Raw genomic sequence first — 16,546 nt, forward strand, 5'->3', positions numbered from 1 at the left:
CCGCCTCGGACAACGTCCACCGGGCCAGCCGGGCGCGCAGGTCCTCCTCCCGCTGTGGCCCGCGCAGGGGCCGCTCCCAGCGCAGGCGGGCCAGCACGGACTCGGCCGACGGCGCGGCGCCCTCCGGCAGCCCGGCCAGCAGGGTCAGCACCCGGTGCCGTACCTCGGGCGCCGCGGACCGGTCCAGACCCGGCCCCAGCGCCGACAACGTACGGTCCTTCGCGTCCCGCCCGCCGATCAGCCCGGACGTCCGCGTCGCCGCCAGCCACGCCTCGGCCAGCCGCGCCCAGCGCTGTGCCGCCGGTTGCTCCAGCCACTCGTCGTAGGCCGGGGTCGCCGCGTACCGCTCGTCGGCCTCGCCGTCGGAGGCGATCAGGCCCGCCGCGTAGGCGAGTTCGACCCAGAAGGCGGCGACCGGTTCCGAGACGTCCAGGGCGACGGCGGTGCGCTTCAGGTCGCGAACGCTGAGGCCGCCCGCCCGCAGCACGGTCGGCCCGCCCTCGTCCCAGTCCTTCAGCAGCTCCTCGATGGTCGCCAGCGCGGTGTACGCCTGCCCGGCCGCCGTCGCGTCCACAACCTGTGGACGGTGCGTGGCGGCCGCCTCGACGGCGGGTGGCAGCGGCTCGACAGTGCGGTGGGCCCGGCCGTCGCGCAGGTGCAGGGCCACCTCCCGGGGGAGTACGACCGTCCCTGGCGCCGTCGGCAGCAGCAGCCCCCGGTCCAGCAGCCAGCGCAGATGAGCCGCGGGGTCGGCGGTGACCTGACCGTACGGCGGCCCCCAGACCAGGCGGGACAGGACCTCCCGCGACTCCTCGGGCGCGTCGGCGAGCAGCCTCGCCATCCGCTTGCGGTCGGTGAACAGGGCGGTGAGCGCGTTCACCGCCGACACCGAGTCGTGGGTCGAGGGCAGCCCGGCCGTCGTGACGATCTCCTGGATCCGCCCCGGCGACATACCCGCCGTCGCCTCCTGGACCGTCGGACCGAGGCCGGTCGGCGACGGATGCTGCGGCGAGGGCGCGAGCAGCTCACGGGCCGTGCGCACCAGACGCAGCCGGTCGTCGTCGCCCCACACCAGGGCCTGTTCGCGCAGGGTCCCGAGGGCACGGGGCAGGGCCGCCGCCACCTCCGGGTCGCCGGCGTCGCCGGCCAGCAGACCGAGCAACTCCTCGTACGGGGCCGGGTCCGCCGCCACCGCCAGCGCCTCCGCCGTCTGCAGCGCGAATCGGTCGAGCCGCTCCAGGGCACGCACGACCGAGGCCCGGGTGCCGGCGCGGGTGGCCAGCTGGGTCAGGTCGGTGGGGACGGGGGTGATGAGGTCGGGGCGGGCGCGCAGGAGTGCGGCCAGGGAGGTGTCGTCCCTGGCACGGAGCGCCTCCGCGAGGGAACGCGGCGGTGTGGCCGGGTTGCTCATCCGACTTACGTTAGCGGGTTGCCTCCGGCGGTTGAGCCGACTAGGTGCGGGTGAGTGAGGGCGCGCGTCCCCGGGGGCTCTGCCCCCAGACCCCCATCGGCCTTGCGGCCTCGTCCTCAAACGCCGGACGGGCTGAGATGTGCTGACCGGCGTTCTCGGCCGCCCCAGGTCGCAGCTCCGAGCCGCCGGAAATACGCGATACCGTCATCCAGCGGGGTATCCAACGCACCGACCCCGGAGGGGACTTCGTGGGTATCGAGAGTGACCAGGTCGTCTACGAGTATCTGAGCCGCGTCGGTGACGTGGCGCAGCAGCGGCAGCTGCCGTCGGCCGCCCGCATGCGCCTGGTCTCCGAGCTGCGCAACGAGATCGAGCGACGCCGGGCCAAGGCCCCCGTCGACAGCCCCGCCGCCGTCCGCCGCATCATCTCCCGGCTCGGCAGCCCGGACGAGGTCGTCGAAGCCGCGGGCGGCACCGGCGGCAGCGCCCAGCAGGCGCCGGCCACCTCCGTTCCCGTGCAGCGGGCCGGCACCGTGGACGCAGCCGTGGACAAGGAGTCCGACGACGGCGGCCGGCCGAAGGGGCTGCGGCGGGTCGTGCCGCGCCCGCGTCCGGCCCAGGCGGCCCCGAGTCCCGAGCCTTCCGAGGGGCCCTCCCCGCCGCACCTCGCGGGCGTGGACGAGCTCGGGGACAGCGCGACGCAGCCGGACTGGTGGCGGGTGGACAGCAGCCCCTTCGGGGTCGGCGACAGCGTGCCGGGGTTCGTCGGCGGTGTGGAGATCCCGGAGCTGCTCAAGCCGCCGCCACCGAAGGAGACGGCGGTCGAGAAGCCCGCGCCGGCCCTGGAGAAGGCCGAGGAGGCCGAGGAGGCCGAAGCCGTCGTGGAGGCCCCGGCCCGTCGCCGGCGGCGCTTGCTGCCCGCGCTGCGGCGCAAGGGCAAGGGCGTAGCCCCAGGCACAGGCACCGGCAGGCGCTGGACCAACCCCCTCCTGCTCCTCGCCGCCGGACTCCTCGCCGCGGGTGCGATCCTCGGCAACCTCTTCGCCCTGCTGCTGGGCTGGGTCATCGCCTACGCCTCGCGGCGGCTGTCCGACGCGGAGACGAAGTGGGCGGTGATGATCCTGCCCGGCCTGTCGGTCACGGCCGGGATCGTCTGGCTGTGGGGCCGTGCCGAGGGGCGCTGGGCGCCCATCGCCGAGGGGCAGATGAGCGACGCGGTCGCCGAGACCTGGCCGTGGGTGGTGCGGGGCGCCGCCGTGGCGTCGGCGCTGTTCCTGGTGTGGCGGTCGCAGAAGCAGAGGTAGGTCACACCCGCTCGGTGCCTGACCCGCGTACCCGCTGGGCACAATGGCCCATATGGCTTCGACGACCTTCTCCGCCCTCTCCGCCTTCTCCGCCCCGACCGTCGGCTTCGACCTCGACATGACCCTCATCGACTCCCGGCCCGGCATCCGAGCCTGCTACCTGGCGCTGTCGGAGCGGACGGGGACGTACATCGACGCCGATCTGGCCGTCACCCGGCTCGGGCCGCCGCTGGCCGAGGAGCTGGTCAACTGGTTCCCGGCGGCGGAGGTGGAGGCGATGGGCGACCTCTACCGGTCGATGTACCCGACGATCGCCATCGTGCCGACGCCCGCGCTGCCCGGTGCCCGCGAGGCGATCGCGGCCGTGCGGGCGGCCGGCGGCCGGGCCGTCGTCGTCACCGCCAAGCACGAGCCCAACGCCAAGCTGCACCTGGAGCACCTGGGCATCGAGCCCGACGCGGTCGTCGGCGACCTGTGGGCGGAGCGGAAGGCGGAGGCACTGCGCGAGCACGGGGCAACGGTCTATGTCGGCGATCACGTCGGCGACGTCCGGGGCGCCCGGGCCGCCGACGCGCTGTCGGTGGCGGTGGCGACGGGCCCGTGCGGCACGCAGGAGCTGAGCGCCGCAGGGGCGGACGTGGTCCTCGCGGACCTCACCGAGTTCCCGGAGTGGCTTTCCGCCTATCGCCCCGCCCGCGCCTGACGGCGTCCCGCCGCGATCGACTGCAGTACGCCTGCGCCGGACACCAGGAACCCGACGCCCATGAGCATGCTCAAACCGAACATGTACGTCGGAAAAGGCGTCGTACCGAGAAGGAACGGCGCCACGGTGACGAGAGTGGCCACGGCACCGATGAAGAACAGGATCGCACCGGTACGGATCAGTCGGTCACCGGGCGCGGCGGAATTCGTTTGGGTTTTGTCACGCACCGGACCAGGGTAGTTCCCTGCGCGAAGGAACAACCGGGTGACGTCTTGTCACCGGCCTGAAGAGCATTAGCCTTGGTACCGGCGGGTCCCGACGACCCGCCCGAGTGCTATCAAGAGCCGTTTCAGAAGCAGTTTTCCGACGAGTACGAGGACGAGGACAGACGTGCCTACCGGCAAGGTCAAGTGGTTCAACAGCGAGAAGGGCTTCGGCTTTCTCTCCCGCGACGACGGCGGTGACGTCTTCGTCCATTCCTCGGTCCTCCCCGCCGGAGTCGAGACGCTCAAGCCCGGACAGCGAGTGGAGTTCGGAGTCGTCGCCGGGCAGCGCGGTGACCAGGCTCTTTCCGTCACGATCCTCGACCCGACCCCCTCGGTCGCGGCCGCGACACGCAAGAAGCCGGACGAACTCGCCTCGATCGTCCAGGATCTGACCACCCTCCTCGAGAACATCACCCCGATGCTCGAGAGGGGCCGCTACCCCGACAAGACCGCCGGCAAGAAGATCGCGGGCCTGCTGCGGGCGGTCGCCGACCAGCTGGACGTCTGACCCGGGGCACGGTCACCCGATCACCCGCACCCGATCACCCGCACCCGGTCATCCGGTCAGGGAAAATCAAGCGCGTTCGGGCCGAGGGGCGGCACCAGCCCCTCGGCCGCCGCGCGTGTGAGGAGCCCCCGGACGGCCGCGTAGCCGTCCTCTCCGAGGTCTGCGGTGAATTCGTTGACATACAGGCCGATGTGCTGGTCGGCCACGGCCGGGTCCATTTCCTGGGCGTGTTCCATGACGTAGGGGCGGGAGACCTCGGGGTCGTCCCAAGCCGCGCGTACGGATGTGCGAATGGAATCGGCCAGACGCGTCAGAGTTTCGGCCCCCAGCGAACGCTTGGCGATGATCGCACCCAAGGGAATCGGCAGCCCGGTCGTGTTCTCCCAGTGCTCGCCCATGTCCGCCAGCTTGTGCAGCCCGTAGTTCCCGTACGTGAAGCGCGCCTCGTGGATGACGAGCCCCGCGTCCACCTTCCCGTCCCGTACGGCGGGCATGATCTCGTGGAACGGCATGACCACGATCTCGCCGACCCCGCCCGGGATGGTGTCCGCCGCCCACAGCCGGAACAGCAGATACGCCGTCGACCTCTCGCTCGGCACGGCGACGGTACGGCCCGTCAGGTCGACCCCCGCCTCCCGCGTGAGCACCAGCGGCCCGCAACCCCGGCCCAGCGCACCCCCGCACGGCAGCAGCGCGTACTCGTCGAGGACGTATGGCAGCACGGCGTACGACACCTTCAGCACGTCGAACTCGCCGCGCTCGGCCATGCCGTTGGTGATGTCGATGTCCGCGAAGGTCACGTCCAGGGCGGGGGCGCCCGGGACACGGCCGTGGGCGAGGGCGTCGAAGACGAAGGTGTCGTTGGGGCAGGGGGAGTAGGCGATCTGCAGAGGCCGCACGGGCTCACTCGGTGGGGTCATGTGGGTTCCAACTCTCCAGTACGGGCGCCAGCTTCCCGAAGCCCGCCGTCAGGGCCGTGAGGGCGTCGCCGATGCGCCAGGCGGCGCGGTCGCGCGGGCCGACCGGATTGGAGACCGCGCGCAGCTCCAGCACGGGCGTGTGGTGCAGGGCCGCCGCCTCGGCGACCCCGAAGCCCTCCATGGCCTCGGCGAGGGCGCGGGGGTGGCGGGCGCGGAGTACCGCGGCGCGCTCGGCGGTGCCGGTCACGGTGGAGACGGTGAGTACGGCGCCGGGACGCGCGCCGGTCGCGGCCACGACATCTCGTACGAGTGTTTCCGGCGGACGGTGGCTGACACTCCCGAAGCCCAGCTCGGTCACCGGCACAAACCCGTCCGCGGTCTCGGCGCCCAGATCGGCGACGGTGATCTCATCGGCGACGACGAGCGACCCGAGGGGCGCCTCGGGCTGAAAACCACCCGCGATCCCGGCGGAGACGACGAGGTCGTAGGGGGCGCCATCGAGGGCGGCGGCGGTGAGGGCGGAGGCGGTGGAGGCGGCGGCGAGGGCGGGGCCCACGCCGACGGCGAGAACGTCGACGGTGACTGCTGCTGTGCCGGGCACCGGTCCTACCGGCCCCAGCGACAGCCGACCCAGGGTCGCCCCCGGAACCCGCACCTCACGCACAGGCCCGGCAAACGCCCTGGCCACCGCGTCCCGTTCGACAGAAACCGCGGTGGCTACAAGAACGCGCATGGCCGGCGCCGGCTCACGCGTCCGCATTCTCCAGCTTGAAGTTCCACACGCCCTTGAACTCGTCGCTCTGGGCGGCCTTGTTCTGCTCGACGATGCTGATGTTCAGCGTCTTCGGCGCGGCCTGACCCTGCTGGTCGGCGAAGAGGTCGACGCCCTGGAAGGAGTAGTACGTCTTCTTGTACACGCTCGTGACCTGCTGACCGTTGATCCACAGGGCCCAGCCCGTGTCCGCGACCTCCGGGTCGACGCCGATGCGCAGCGTCTCGCTCTGCGGCACCTTGATCGTGTCCGACGCCTTCTTCAGCGCGCACTTGGTGGCTTCCTCGCGGCCGAGGTTCTTGCCGTCCTCGTAGCACACGGCCTCGGCGCTCACCGAGTCGTGGCCCACCGTCACGGTGGCGCGCGGCGTCGGCTTGTCGCAGGCCGTCAGGACGAGCAGTCCGGCGGTAACGGCGCCGGCGGCGGCGACGGCGCGGCGGCGTCGCACTACGGATTGCGTGGTCATGCCCGAAGGCTATCGGGCGCCCACAGGCGTCCTCCCACGCGGGGTGCGGCGCGCCGTACCCGAGGAGATCCTCACACCACCCTCGGCCGCGCGGGACCGCCCTGCCGGGCCGAGCTCAACAGGCCCTTGACGGTGGTCAGCCAGCCCGTGGCGACGATCGCGGCGCCCACGAAGAGGCCCAGCGTGCCGTTGAGGGGCAGCACGATGCCGACCGCCCCGCCGAACACCCAGGACATCTGGAGCAGCGTCTCGGATCGCGCGAACGCCGACGTACGCACCTGCTCCGGCACGTCCCGCTGGATCAGCGCGTCCAGCGACAGCTTGGCGAGGGCCTGCGCGAACCCGGCCACCGCCGCCAGACACGCCACCAGGGTGGCGCCGAAGAAGGTCGCGGCCGTGATCGCGGTGCCCAGCACGAACGCGACGACCGCCACGATGATGATCTCCGGCGCCTTCGCACGCAGCCACGCCCCGACCGCCGTACCGAGCGCGTTGCCCACGCCCGCCGAGACGACCACCAGGCCCAGCGACACCGCCGCGCTCTCGCCCGTCAGCGGGTGCTCCCGCAGCAGGAAGGCGAGGAAGAAGGTCAGGAAGCCGGAGAGCCAGCGCAGGGAGGCATTCGCGCCGAGGGCGTGGGTGACGGCGATGCCGACCGTCCGCAGCCCTGGACGCTTGACCGGCTTGAGGTGCGGCCCGTGCAGGTGCTCCTCGTCCGCCGCCAGCAGCGCGGTGTCCTCGCCCTTGGCCGAGTCGACCTTCGGCGGCAGCGAGAAGGACAGGAACATACCGGCGATGAAGATCACGAAGGCGCCGTAGAGCGGCCAGCGCGGCCCGATCGCCTGCAACCCCGCCGCGACCGGCGCGGCGATGCCGGTCGCGAGGAGTCCGCCGAGGGTGACGCGCGAGTTTGCCTTCACCAGGGAGAAGCGGGGTGGCAGGAGCCGGGGGACGACGGCACTTCTCACCACGCCGTACGCCTTCGACGCGACCAGCACGCCGAGCGCGGCCGGATACAGCTCGATGCTGCCGGAGATGACCGCGCCGGACAGCACGAGCGCGAGCAGGGCACGGGCGAGCATCGCGCCCGCCATGGCGGCACGGCGGCCGTGCGGGAGGCGATCGAGGAGCGGACCGATCACCGGGGCGAGGACCGTGAAGGGAGCCATGGTGATCGCGAGATACAGCGCGACCCGGCCGCGGGCCTCGTCCGTGGGGACGGAGAAGAACACGGTGGAGGCGAGGGCGACGGTGATCATCACATCCCCGGCGCCGTTCACACCGTGCAGCTCGATCAGCTTGCCCAGGCCGGATTCGCCGGCGCCGTGCGCGTGGGTCGCCTTGCGGATGCCGCGGGCGGGGCCGGTGACGGGGAGGTGCAGGGCACGGCCGACCGAGCGGAGAGAGCCGCCGACCCGGCCCGATCCGCTGCCTCGACTGCTCCCCTTGAACCCCTTGATGCCTTTGATGCCTTTGCTTCCCTTGGTGCCCGTGATCCCTCTGATCCCCTTGGGCGTTCCTTTGGGACCACCGATCCCGGTGGCATCTTGGGGCGACTTCGCGGCTGCCACCCCGTCATAGTGCCCCGAGAAAGCTGTGTGTAGTGCGGTTACGCGCGCATGACCGCGCACTTCCCACGCGGAACAGTCCGGTGACAGTCCGGCGGGTGTAGGCGTCGGTGTAGGCCAGGGCCACGCGAACAGGTAGCGTGCATATCTCAGCCATCCCGCAGAATGGGTGGTAGAGGTGCGCCCGAGCGTGAGCGGGCGTGGACGTCGACGCGGTCCCCGGGTCCGCTCCGTCCGCCCCGCCGCCGACAGGCAGCGGCACCCGAGAGACGGCGTAGGAGAGAAGCGATACCTGTGAGCGCAGCGACCACGCGAAGCCGCACCCCCGACCGCCTGTGCGCCGAGGCAGTCGACCTCGCCCGCTCCGCCGCGGAGGAGGCCGCCGCGCCAGGTGTCGTAGGCGAGCACTCCGGTCTGGTATCAGAGGGTGACCGCGTCGTCACGCACTTCTTCGAGTGCAAAGAGCTCGGGTACCGGGGCTGGCGCTGGGCCGTGACGGTCGCCCGCGCCTCCCGCGCGAAGGTCGTCACGCTGGACGAGGTGGTCCTGCTGCCGGGCCCGGACGCGCTCCTCGCCCCCGAGTGGGTGCCGTGGAGCGAGCGCCTGCGGCCGGGCGACATGGGCCCGGGCGACCTGCTCCCCACCGATGCCGAGGACCTCCGCCTGGAGCCCGGTTACACCGGCGAGGACGAGCCGCTGCCGAGCTCGCCCGTCTCGGGGGAGATGGCCGAGCTGGTCGAGGCGGAGGACGCGGAGGTCACGCAGGCCGCCCCGGCGAACCTCCCCGTCGCCCCCGTCCGCGGTTCGATCGCCGCGATCGCCGAGGAACTCGGCATGCGCCGCGCCCGCGTGCTGTCCCGCTACGGCCTGCACGTCGCCGCCGACCGCTGGGAGGAGTCCTACGGCGCCAAGACCCCCATGGCCCAGGCGGCCCCCGCGTCCTGCGTGAGCTGCGGCTTCCTCGTGCCGATCGGCGGATCGCTGGGCCAGGCCTTCGGCGTCTGCGCGAACGAGTTCTCACCGGCCGACGGGCGGATGGTCTCCCTGTCGTACGGCTGCGGTGGCCACTCCGAGGCAGCGGTCATGCCGAAGCCACCGCGACCGGCTCCGCCGGTGATCGACGAGACGCGGGTGGACCCGTTTCCGCTGCGGCCGGCGCGGGATTCGGGGTCGGTGCCGGAGATTTCCGACGAGGATGTGGAGTTGGGGCACTCGTAAGGGACGTACCGGTCTGCCCAGCCGGGGCTTGGTCCTGCCCTGGGCACATCGTGCCGGGGCTCCCACCTCTGTGTTCGTCGGCATGACCTGAAGCGTGACGCGCGCAATCGCCCCACCTCCAGCAGATGTTCGGTCTTGGGCGGAGCGGCTCAGCGGGCCATCCAGCGGTCCATCTCCCGCGCCCGCGTGCCCAGCGCGGTGACGACGGCGGCTGACGCGGTCCGGGGATTGCGGGGAACCTGCACGTCGCGCTGGAGGCCACTACACACATGGCCGGGCCCTGGTTCGGGCATCTCCACCTCGATTCCCGCACGGCGACCGCCGTCGCCACGAACCGTTCCTAGAGACTGAGCGGCGTACCGGCCATGCTTCGCGTTCGCCAGATGCGCCAGCGGCGCCGGGAGCCGGATGCTGACCTCACCGTCCGGCGTGACGCGGATCGTCTCGTTCCCGAACCGCTTGCCACTCTCGCCGTCCGCCTGGAGGAACCAGCGTCGGGCCTCCCACCGCTGCCGCCACTCGGCCTCGGTGAGCTGCGCTCGTCCGAGGTGGTGACGGTTGCGGGCCAGCCGCTTCCCACCCCGCACCACGCGCACACGCCCAGCTTCGCGATCGGCACGCTCGGCCGCGAGCCGGTCTTCCAGAAGGTGCAGCCGACGCGACTTGGCGAACCACTCCTGCCGGGAGTGGTAGCCGCCCGGCGCCCGCTTCGTCCCCTTCTCGCCCACCGGCAGCGACAACCGGTGCGCGATCGTGCGCACCCCGGCTTCCAGGCCCTGGATGTGGGCGAGCCGCGCACGCCGCGACAGCGCCCACTGATCATGCGTCGCCTTGGTGATACTGCCCGCCCACCGCGACGAGACGGCTCGGTGAGGGTGCGGCGCGGTGGCTGGGACGGGCGCTCTGTCAGCTCAGCGGCGATCGGCCCGCATGTGGCCGGAGCCGCACCGGCCGGGTGGCGGCACACCGGGTCGGTTCGGCAACCTACGGTGAGTGAGGGGTGCGGTGCGGGGACCGGGCCCTTCGAGCCGACTAAGCACCTGACGACAGACCGGGACGCCGGACAAATCGGGCGCTCGCCTGGTAATTGGCAGATCTGTTCCACACGCACGGCCTCGTGACCTGCGGTTTTCCCTCGCGGGGGTGGAACAGATCTGCCAATTACCGCCCGCTTCCACCTACTCCGCTCCCCGTGCTGCGGAAGGGGGCGGGCTCGGGGCTCGCGCAGCTCAGCCAACCCAAGGGCCCACCCACCTGGCCATCCGCCCATTACTCGGCTCGCGGAAGCACGACACTGGCAAAGAAGCGGGCGGCCCCCACGGTGCCGATGGACTCCGTCCAGGCGGCCGACCCGGTCTGCGGTGCGCTCGGCCGAGGGATCTGTCAGTCCCGCCAGTGGAAGCGCGGCTACAGCAGCGGCACCCACGGCGGCTCCTGCGGCGAACTCGCGCCTGACCATGCCCGGAGCCCCACCGAAGCCCCGCCACCTACCCCGAGGCAGGCGCCGCCGCACCCACGCCCCCCAAGCGGTACCTTCGTCCTCACATCGACGAGGAGAAGGCAACGTGAGCAAGTTCGTGCGGCCCGCGGCCGAGGGCGCGGACCCCTTCGGGACCGCCCGTCTCAGGCGAGGCGTGCTGGACGCCTGGGCCACCAGCCCCGCCCGCTTCCGTGAGGACGCCAACGCCGAGGAAGATCTCGTCCTCGGGGGGTATCGGGACCGGCTCGTCGTCGAGCTTGCCCAGAATGCCGCCGATGCCGCCGCCAGGGCGGGCGTACCCGGCCACCTGCGCCTCACCCTCCGCGACGGCGTTCTCGTCGCGGCCAACACCGGCGCCCCTCTCGACGCGGCGGGAGTGGAGTCCCTGTCGACCCTCCGCGCCTCCGCCAAACGCGATACCCCCTCCGTGGGCCGCTTCGGCGTCGGGTTCGCCGCCGTTCTCGCCGTCACCGACGAGCCCGCCGTCGTCGGCCGGCACGGTGGTGTCCGCTGGTCCCTCGGCGAAGCCCGCGTCCTGGCCGCCGACACCGCCCGGCACAGCCCGGGGCTGGGGGATGAGATCCGTCGCCGTGACGGGCACGTACCGCTCCTGCGGCTGCCCTTCGCCGCCGAGGGCACTGCCCCGGACCCGTACGACACGGCTGTCATCCTGCCCCTGCGCGACGCGGCCGCCACCGACCTCGCCGAACGCCTCCTCGCCGCCGTCGACGACGCCCTCCTCCTCGCCCTCCCCGGCCTCGAAGAGGTCGTGATCGAGACCGAGGAGACGCGGACGCTGCGCCGCCGCACCGACGGCGCCTTCACCGTCGTAGAGGATTCGCGGGACGGTACGACCTACTGGCGTACGGCCGCCGCGCACGGGCCGCTCACGCCGGACCTGCTCGCCGACCGCCCCGTCGAGGAGCGCCTGCGCCCCCACTGGTCGGTCACCTGGGCCGTGCCCGTCGACGCCACCGACGGCACCCCGGTCCGCCCCCGCACCAGCCCCTTCGTCCACGCGCCCACCCCCAGCGACGAGCCCCTCGGCGTGCCCGCCCTGCTCATCGCGTCCTTCCCGCTGGACTCCACCCGTCGGCACGCCGCGCCCGGCCCGCTGACCGACTTCCTGGTGCAGCGGGCGGCGGACGCGTACGCCGAACTCCTCGCCGACTGGCGGCCGGTGACCGCCGGCATCATCGACCTCGTGCCCGGCCCGCTGGGCAAGGGCGAGCTGGACGGCGCGCTGCGGCAGGCGATCCTCGAACGGCTGCCCCGGACCTCCTTCCTGCCCCCGGCCCTCGAACCCACCCGCCACGACACCGACCTGCCCGAATCCCTCCGCCCCCGCGACGCCGAGGTGGTGGAAGGCGCGGGCACCGACACCGTGCGCGTCCTCGCCGAGGTGCTCCCCACCCTCCTCCCCGCCGGACTCGAACGGCGCGTGGAGCTGCGGACGTTGGGCGTCGCCCGCGTCCCCCTGACCGACGCGGTGGACCGGCTGGCGGGGCTGGAGAAGGCGCCGGACTGGTGGCGACGGCTCTACGACAGCCTCGCCGGAGTCGACCCGGACCGGCTCTCCGGGCTGCCCGTGCCGCTCGCGGACGGCCGGACCGCCATCGGCCCGCGCCAGGTCCTCCCCCCCACCCCGGACGCGGCCCGTATCGACCCGGAGATCCTCGCCCGGCTCGGCCTCAAGGTCGCCCACCCGGACGCGGCCCACCCGCTCCTGGAGAAGCTCGGCGCCCTCCCGGCGACCCCGCGAGCCGTCCTCACGACGCCCCAGGTCAGAGCCGCCGTAGCCACGTCCCTCGACGACGAGGGCGGCCTGGACTGGGAGCAGGACGCCCCCGACGCCGAGGAACTGGCCGACACCGTCCTCGCCCTGGTCCGGGACGCGGGCCTGGAGCCCGGCGACGAGCCCTGGCTCGGCGCCCTGGCCCTCCCCGACGAGGACGGCGAACCAGCCCCCGCGGGCGAACTCGTCCTTCCCGGCAGCCCGTTCCACCAGGTCATGCGCGAGGGCGAACTCGCCACGGTAGACGCCGAGCTGGCGGACAAGTGGGGCGAACAACCGCTGGCCGCCTGCGGCGTCCTCGCCAACTTCGCCCTCGTCCGCGCCACCGACGTCGTCCTCGACCCGGACGAACTGGAGCCCCGCGAAGGCGACTTCGCCGAGCCCGACGACGCGGGTCTGCTCGACGCGGTGGACGTGTGGTGCGAGGACATCCTCGACCGCTTCCCGGACACGCCCGTACCGCCGGTCGCCACGGAGCTCGTCGCGGTACGGGACCTGGACCTGGTCGACGACGACAAGTGGCCCCAGGCGCTGGCTCTGCTGTCACAGCCCCCCTTGCGTGACGCGATCGTCCAACCGGTGCGGATCCTCCTCCCCGACGGCACGCACGAGGTCGTACGGCCGTACACGGCCTGGTGGCTGCGCGGCCACCCGGTACTCGACGGCCGCCGCCCGGCGGGCCTGCTCGCCGCCGGCGGCGACCCGCTCCTGCGCGGCCTGTACGACGAGGCCGACGCGACCGGCTTCGACGACGAGCAGGTGCTGCGGGCACTGGGCGTACGGACGTCGGTGGCCGCGCTGCTGGACGAGCCGGGGGGTGCGGCGGAGCTCCTTGACCGCCTCGCCGACCCGGACCGTCACGTCACCTCCGCCCAACTGCACGCCCTCTACGGCGCGTTGGCCGACCTGGACCCCGAGCAGGTGACCCTGCCGGACGAGCTGCGGGCCGTCGTCGACGGGCGGGTGGAGGTCGTGGACGCGGCCGACGCGGTGGTCGTCGACTCGCCGGATCTGCTGCCGTTCACCGACGGCATGCCGCTGCTGCCGGTCCGGCCGACGCGGGCCGCCGAGCTGGCCGAGCTCTTCCAGGTGCGGCGACTGAGCGAGTCCGTCACGGGCGAGGTGTCCTCCGAGGGCACGGAGCACGACGTACCGGAGTCGGTACGGGTGCTGCTCGGGGCGCGGACGCCGTCGTCGTACGTCGAGCACGAGGAACTCGTCGTCGACGGGGTCGCGTTGGACTGGCGCCTGACGACGGACGGGGTTCTGCACGCGGCCACCCTGGAGGGCGTGGCCGCCGGGCTGGCGTGGGCTGCGGGGCAGTGGCCGCGGCGGTTCGAGGTGGCGGCGTTGCTGGAGGATCCTTCGCGGACGGAGGAGTTGGCGCGGGATCGCTGGTTCGACTGAGAACCGAAACGGCCGCTCCACCGGAGACTCCGGTGGAGCGGCCGTTCTTCACTGCATGGACTGTCTGGTCAGTCCTCCACCCACATGCCGCGCACGTAAGTGTCGTGCTTTTGCAGGAGACCCGCCTCACGCTCCGGAACGCGGACGATCGTGCCGCCGCCTTTCTCCAGCATCACGATCGAGGCGAGCAGTAAGCCCCGCATCAGGTCGTGCATGATGAAGCTAGTGGTGGAGCAATAGGAGTCGTACATGCCCTGTGTGAAGGCTTGGAACGTCTCCAGGTCGACGTCGCAGCCGCCGAGCTCGTTGGGTGTCAGGCCGGTGGGCAGTCGCAGCATCTCACCGGCGCCCTGCGCGAGGGCCACGTACAGGTGTCCGCTGTGGTAGCCCGCGTCCCAGAGAGTCCTGGTCCGGTCGGCCGTCTCGAATTCGTAGCTCAGTGGTCCCACCTCAGCCTGATGTCCTCGTGCGGGTACTTCTCCCGCAAGTACTGGATCCGGGCCTCGACCGCCGCCCTGAACTTTGGATCGATGTTCTGGTGCGTGTACCGGAACCCGATCGGAGCGTTCGCATAGCAGCACTGGGGCAGATGCTTACGAGCCCGCAGGTACTTCTCGAACTTTCCGTCAATGTGCTTGAGGATCCAATCGTCGCTGCCGTAGAACGTGTCCTTCCATTCCCAGAGGACGTCGTCCTCGAAGTGGTCGATGTCGGTAATGATGTTTCCGGTCACGGGATCGTAAACTTTGTACTCTTTCTCCCCTTCGAGACACCCCTTCCCAGTCCCTCTCGCCGCCGCCTTCGCGGCCGTCATTGTCCTCGTGCCGGATACGATCCTGCAGCCGCGCTTCAGCAGCTTCAGCTCGTCGTACACCCGGTCCAGGGTCTTCAGTTTGCCGCCGATGAGGACGTCCACCGCGAGGCCCTTGCAGTGGTCGAGGTCCTTCTTCTGCAGGCACTGTTCGAAGTTGCCGATGCCGAGGAGCTCCTTCTCCACGTTCCAGAGGTCCTCCATGGCATCGCCGAACTCCTTGCCGTGGCCGAGGATGTCGCAGTAGATGTCCGACTGCTGGCACCAGCGGACGAAGCCCTCCCGGTCGCAGGGGATGTAGCCCTGCTGACAGCGGTACATCTCGCGGGCGCGCGCTCCGTTGTCGTTCTTCGCCTTTTCCTTGGCCTCCACGGCGGCCTTGCGCCGTGCCTCTGCCTCCTCCCGGTACTTGGTGATCGCGATGGTGAACGCCTCGGTGGCCGCCTTGAGCGCGGCATCCGCGTCCTTTCCTGCCGCGACCGCCGACTGTCGTGCTTGGTCGGCGTAGTACGCCGCGTTGGACGCGGCGGCCTGGGCCACCTCGGAGGAAAGCGTGGCGTCGGCCGCCGATCTGGCCGCATCGGAGGCAGAGATGTCCGCGCGGTTCGCGGCGTCCCGGGCCGTTTTGGCGGACGCCGCGGCCTGCACTGCGGACGCCTCGGCGTCCTTGGCGTACTGGTCGGCCTGCTTGGCGTAGTCCTGGGCCTTGGCCGCGGAGTCGTTGGCCTTCTTCGCCCAGTCGCTGGCCTCGGCGGCCGCCTTGCGGGCGGTGGCGGCAACCTTCTGGGCCGTCGCCGCGTTCTGCTGGGCTGTGGCAGCGACCTTCGCCGCGTCCGCGATCAGCTTCTGGACCTGGGCCACGTGGGTTGCGGCCAGGTGGTCCTTGCGTTGCGCCTTGTACTGGCCCGAGACGACGAAGGCGTGCAGCGTCTGAGGCGAACCCTCCAGAGCAATACGGGCCGCCGCCCTCACTTCGGGGCTGCCGCTGTTGACCAGCTGCGCCGCCCTGACCCGCTCGTCCTGCGTCCGTGCGGTGTGCTGCGTCTTGACCAGGAACTCGCTGAATTTCTTGGAGTTGCCCGTGGCGAGGGCGGTTCGGCCGGCCTCGGTGAGGATGGGCCCGGCATCGGAGAGGACCTGCGCGATGGCGACACGCATGCCCTCGGCGCCGGCCTGGTACTGCCCGTTGTCGACGAAGGCCGTGACGGCGGCGGCGTCGCCATCGAGGGCTGCCTCGGCCGCGTCGCGCACGGCCTTGTCCTCGCTCTCCTCGGCGAGGCGCTCGACGTAGGAGCGCTCGTCCTGCTGCTCGGCGGTCCTCCAGCCGTTGCGCAGGTAGTCGAGGACGACCTCGTCGGGGCCGGCGAGTGCGGCCTCGGCCGCGGCGCGGCCCCATGCCGTGCCGTTCTTCATCACCAGTACGGCCAGTTCGCGGCCCTGGTCGGCGACGGTCGCGAGGTCGGCGCCGGGCTTGGCGGCCTCGGCTACCAACCGGTCCCGTTCGGCCTTCCGGTCCTTGGCGGCCTTCTCCCGCTGGGCCTGCGCGGCGGTGCGGGCGTCGTGTGCGGCCTTGTCGTCCTTGGCCAGTTCGATGCCCGCGTTGGTGCGGCCGATCAGTTCCTCGGTCTCGACCTCGCGGGCGAGGGTGAAGACTTCCTGGGCTTTGGCCACGGCGGTGGTGGCGGCATTCGCAGCGGTGGTGGCGGCGTTCGCGTGTTCCGTGGACCTGGCCGCGGCCTGTGCGGCCTGGCCGGCGTGCTCGGCCGCGTCCAGGGCCGCCTTGCTGGCGTTGTTCGCGTGCGTGGCCGCCGATCTCGCGGCATCACGGGCCTCGCGGGCTGCCTTCGCCGCTTTGCGAGCGAGGGTCTCGGCGGCGGCCGCGGCACGGTTGGCCTCGGCGGCGTGGCGCTTGGCCGC

The 16,546-nt window shown here is 72.0% G+C and carries 12 protein-coding genes and 2 pseudogenes; 5 read left to right on the forward strand and 9 right to left on the reverse strand.

What is annotated here, in order from left to right:
- Window positions 1-1,411 (reverse strand): annotated as a pseudogene (locus tag CLM62_RS05115) (DNA-binding protein); the annotation flags it as partial.
- Between the two features lie 248 nt (window positions 1,412-1,659).
- On the opposite strand from CLM62_RS05115, the gene CLM62_RS05120 reads away from it, so the two are divergent.
- Together CLM62_RS05120 and CLM62_RS05125 are read left to right on the forward strand one after the other, a co-directional pair.
- The gene (locus tag CLM62_RS05120) at window positions 1,660-2,715 is read left to right on the forward strand and encodes a hypothetical protein (protein WP_095748663.1); all 1,056 of its coding nucleotides are present in this window, start codon (window positions 1,660-1,662) and stop codon (window positions 2,713-2,715) included.
- Between the two features lie 52 nt (window positions 2,716-2,767).
- Window positions 2,768-3,418 (forward strand): HAD family hydrolase, encoded by a 651-nt coding sequence (locus tag CLM62_RS05125; RefSeq protein WP_095748664.1) that lies wholly within the window; start codon window positions 2,768-2,770, stop codon window positions 3,416-3,418.
- Here the strand turns inward: CLM62_RS05125 and CLM62_RS05130 are convergent.
- The gene (locus CLM62_RS05130) at window positions 3,397-3,645 is read right to left on the reverse strand and encodes a hypothetical protein (protein WP_095748665.1); all 249 of its coding nucleotides are present in this window, start codon (window positions 3,643-3,645) and stop codon (window positions 3,397-3,399) included. The genes CLM62_RS05125 and CLM62_RS05130 overlap by 22 nt on opposite strands.
- A 163-nt stretch (window positions 3,646-3,808) precedes the next feature.
- On the opposite strand from CLM62_RS05130, the gene CLM62_RS52625 reads away from it, so the two are divergent.
- Window positions 3,809-4,192 carry a cold-shock protein gene (locus tag CLM62_RS52625; protein WP_095748666.1) on the forward strand — a complete coding sequence of 128 codons (384 nt, stop codon included), beginning with the start codon at window positions 3,809-3,811 and terminating at the stop codon, window positions 4,190-4,192.
- A 56-nt stretch (window positions 4,193-4,248) separates the two neighbouring features.
- On the opposite strand, the gene CLM62_RS05140 is transcribed toward CLM62_RS52625, so the two are convergent.
- The 4 genes from CLM62_RS05140 to CLM62_RS05155 form a co-directional block, all read right to left on the reverse strand.
- The gene (locus tag CLM62_RS05140; protein ID WP_095748667.1) at window positions 4,249-5,112 is read right to left on the reverse strand and encodes a 1,4-dihydroxy-6-naphthoate synthase; all 864 of its coding nucleotides are present in this window, start codon (window positions 5,110-5,112) and stop codon (window positions 4,249-4,251) included.
- A complete protein-coding gene (locus tag CLM62_RS05145; RefSeq protein ID WP_095748673.1) occupies window positions 5,096-5,845 on the reverse strand; it encodes a futalosine hydrolase in 750 nt (249 codons plus the stop codon). The genes CLM62_RS05140 and CLM62_RS05145 overlap by 17 nt, the downstream gene beginning before the upstream one ends.
- 13 nt (window positions 5,846-5,858) lie before the next feature.
- Window positions 5,859-6,350: a hypothetical protein gene (locus CLM62_RS05150; RefSeq protein WP_095748668.1), complete on the reverse strand. Its 492-nt coding sequence runs from the start codon at window positions 6,348-6,350 to the stop codon at window positions 5,859-5,861.
- A gap of 71 nt (window positions 6,351-6,421) precedes the next feature.
- A complete protein-coding gene (locus CLM62_RS05155; RefSeq protein WP_095748669.1) occupies window positions 6,422-7,921 on the reverse strand; it encodes an MFS transporter in 1,500 nt (499 codons plus the stop codon).
- Window positions 7,922-8,212: 291 nt separating this feature from the next.
- Between CLM62_RS05155 and CLM62_RS05160 the strand changes: the two genes are divergently transcribed.
- A complete protein-coding gene (locus tag CLM62_RS05160; RefSeq protein WP_095748670.1) occupies window positions 8,213-9,136 on the forward strand; it encodes a DUF3027 domain-containing protein in 924 nt (307 codons plus the stop codon).
- Window positions 9,137-9,492: 356 nt separating this feature from the next.
- Here the strand turns inward: CLM62_RS05160 and CLM62_RS05165 are convergent.
- A pseudogene (locus CLM62_RS05165) lies at window positions 9,493-9,996 on the reverse strand (IS200/IS605 family accessory protein TnpB-related protein); the annotation flags it as partial.
- 705 nt (window positions 9,997-10,701) lie between these two features.
- Between CLM62_RS05165 and CLM62_RS05170 the strand changes: the two are divergent.
- A complete protein-coding gene (locus CLM62_RS05170) occupies window positions 10,702-13,818 on the forward strand; it encodes a sacsin N-terminal ATP-binding-like domain-containing protein (RefSeq protein ID WP_095748671.1) in 3,117 nt (1,038 codons plus the stop codon).
- A 68-nt stretch (window positions 13,819-13,886) separates the two neighbouring features.
- Here the strand turns inward: CLM62_RS05170 and CLM62_RS05175 are convergent, their stop codons facing one another.
- Window positions 13,887-14,267 carry a DUF6086 family protein gene (locus CLM62_RS05175; RefSeq protein ID WP_095748672.1) on the reverse strand — a complete coding sequence of 127 codons (381 nt, stop codon included), beginning with the start codon at window positions 14,265-14,267 and terminating at the stop codon, window positions 13,887-13,889.
- Window positions 14,255-16,546 (reverse strand): ALF repeat-containing protein (locus CLM62_RS05180; RefSeq protein WP_179381950.1); only part of this gene is annotated, 2,292 nt, incomplete at its 5' end. The genes CLM62_RS05175 and CLM62_RS05180, both read right to left, overlap by 13 nt.

The sequence above is a fragment of the Streptomyces sp. SA15 genome, from assembly GCF_002291145.1.
Classification (GTDB): Bacteria; Actinomycetota; Actinomycetes; order Streptomycetales; family Streptomycetaceae; genus Streptomyces.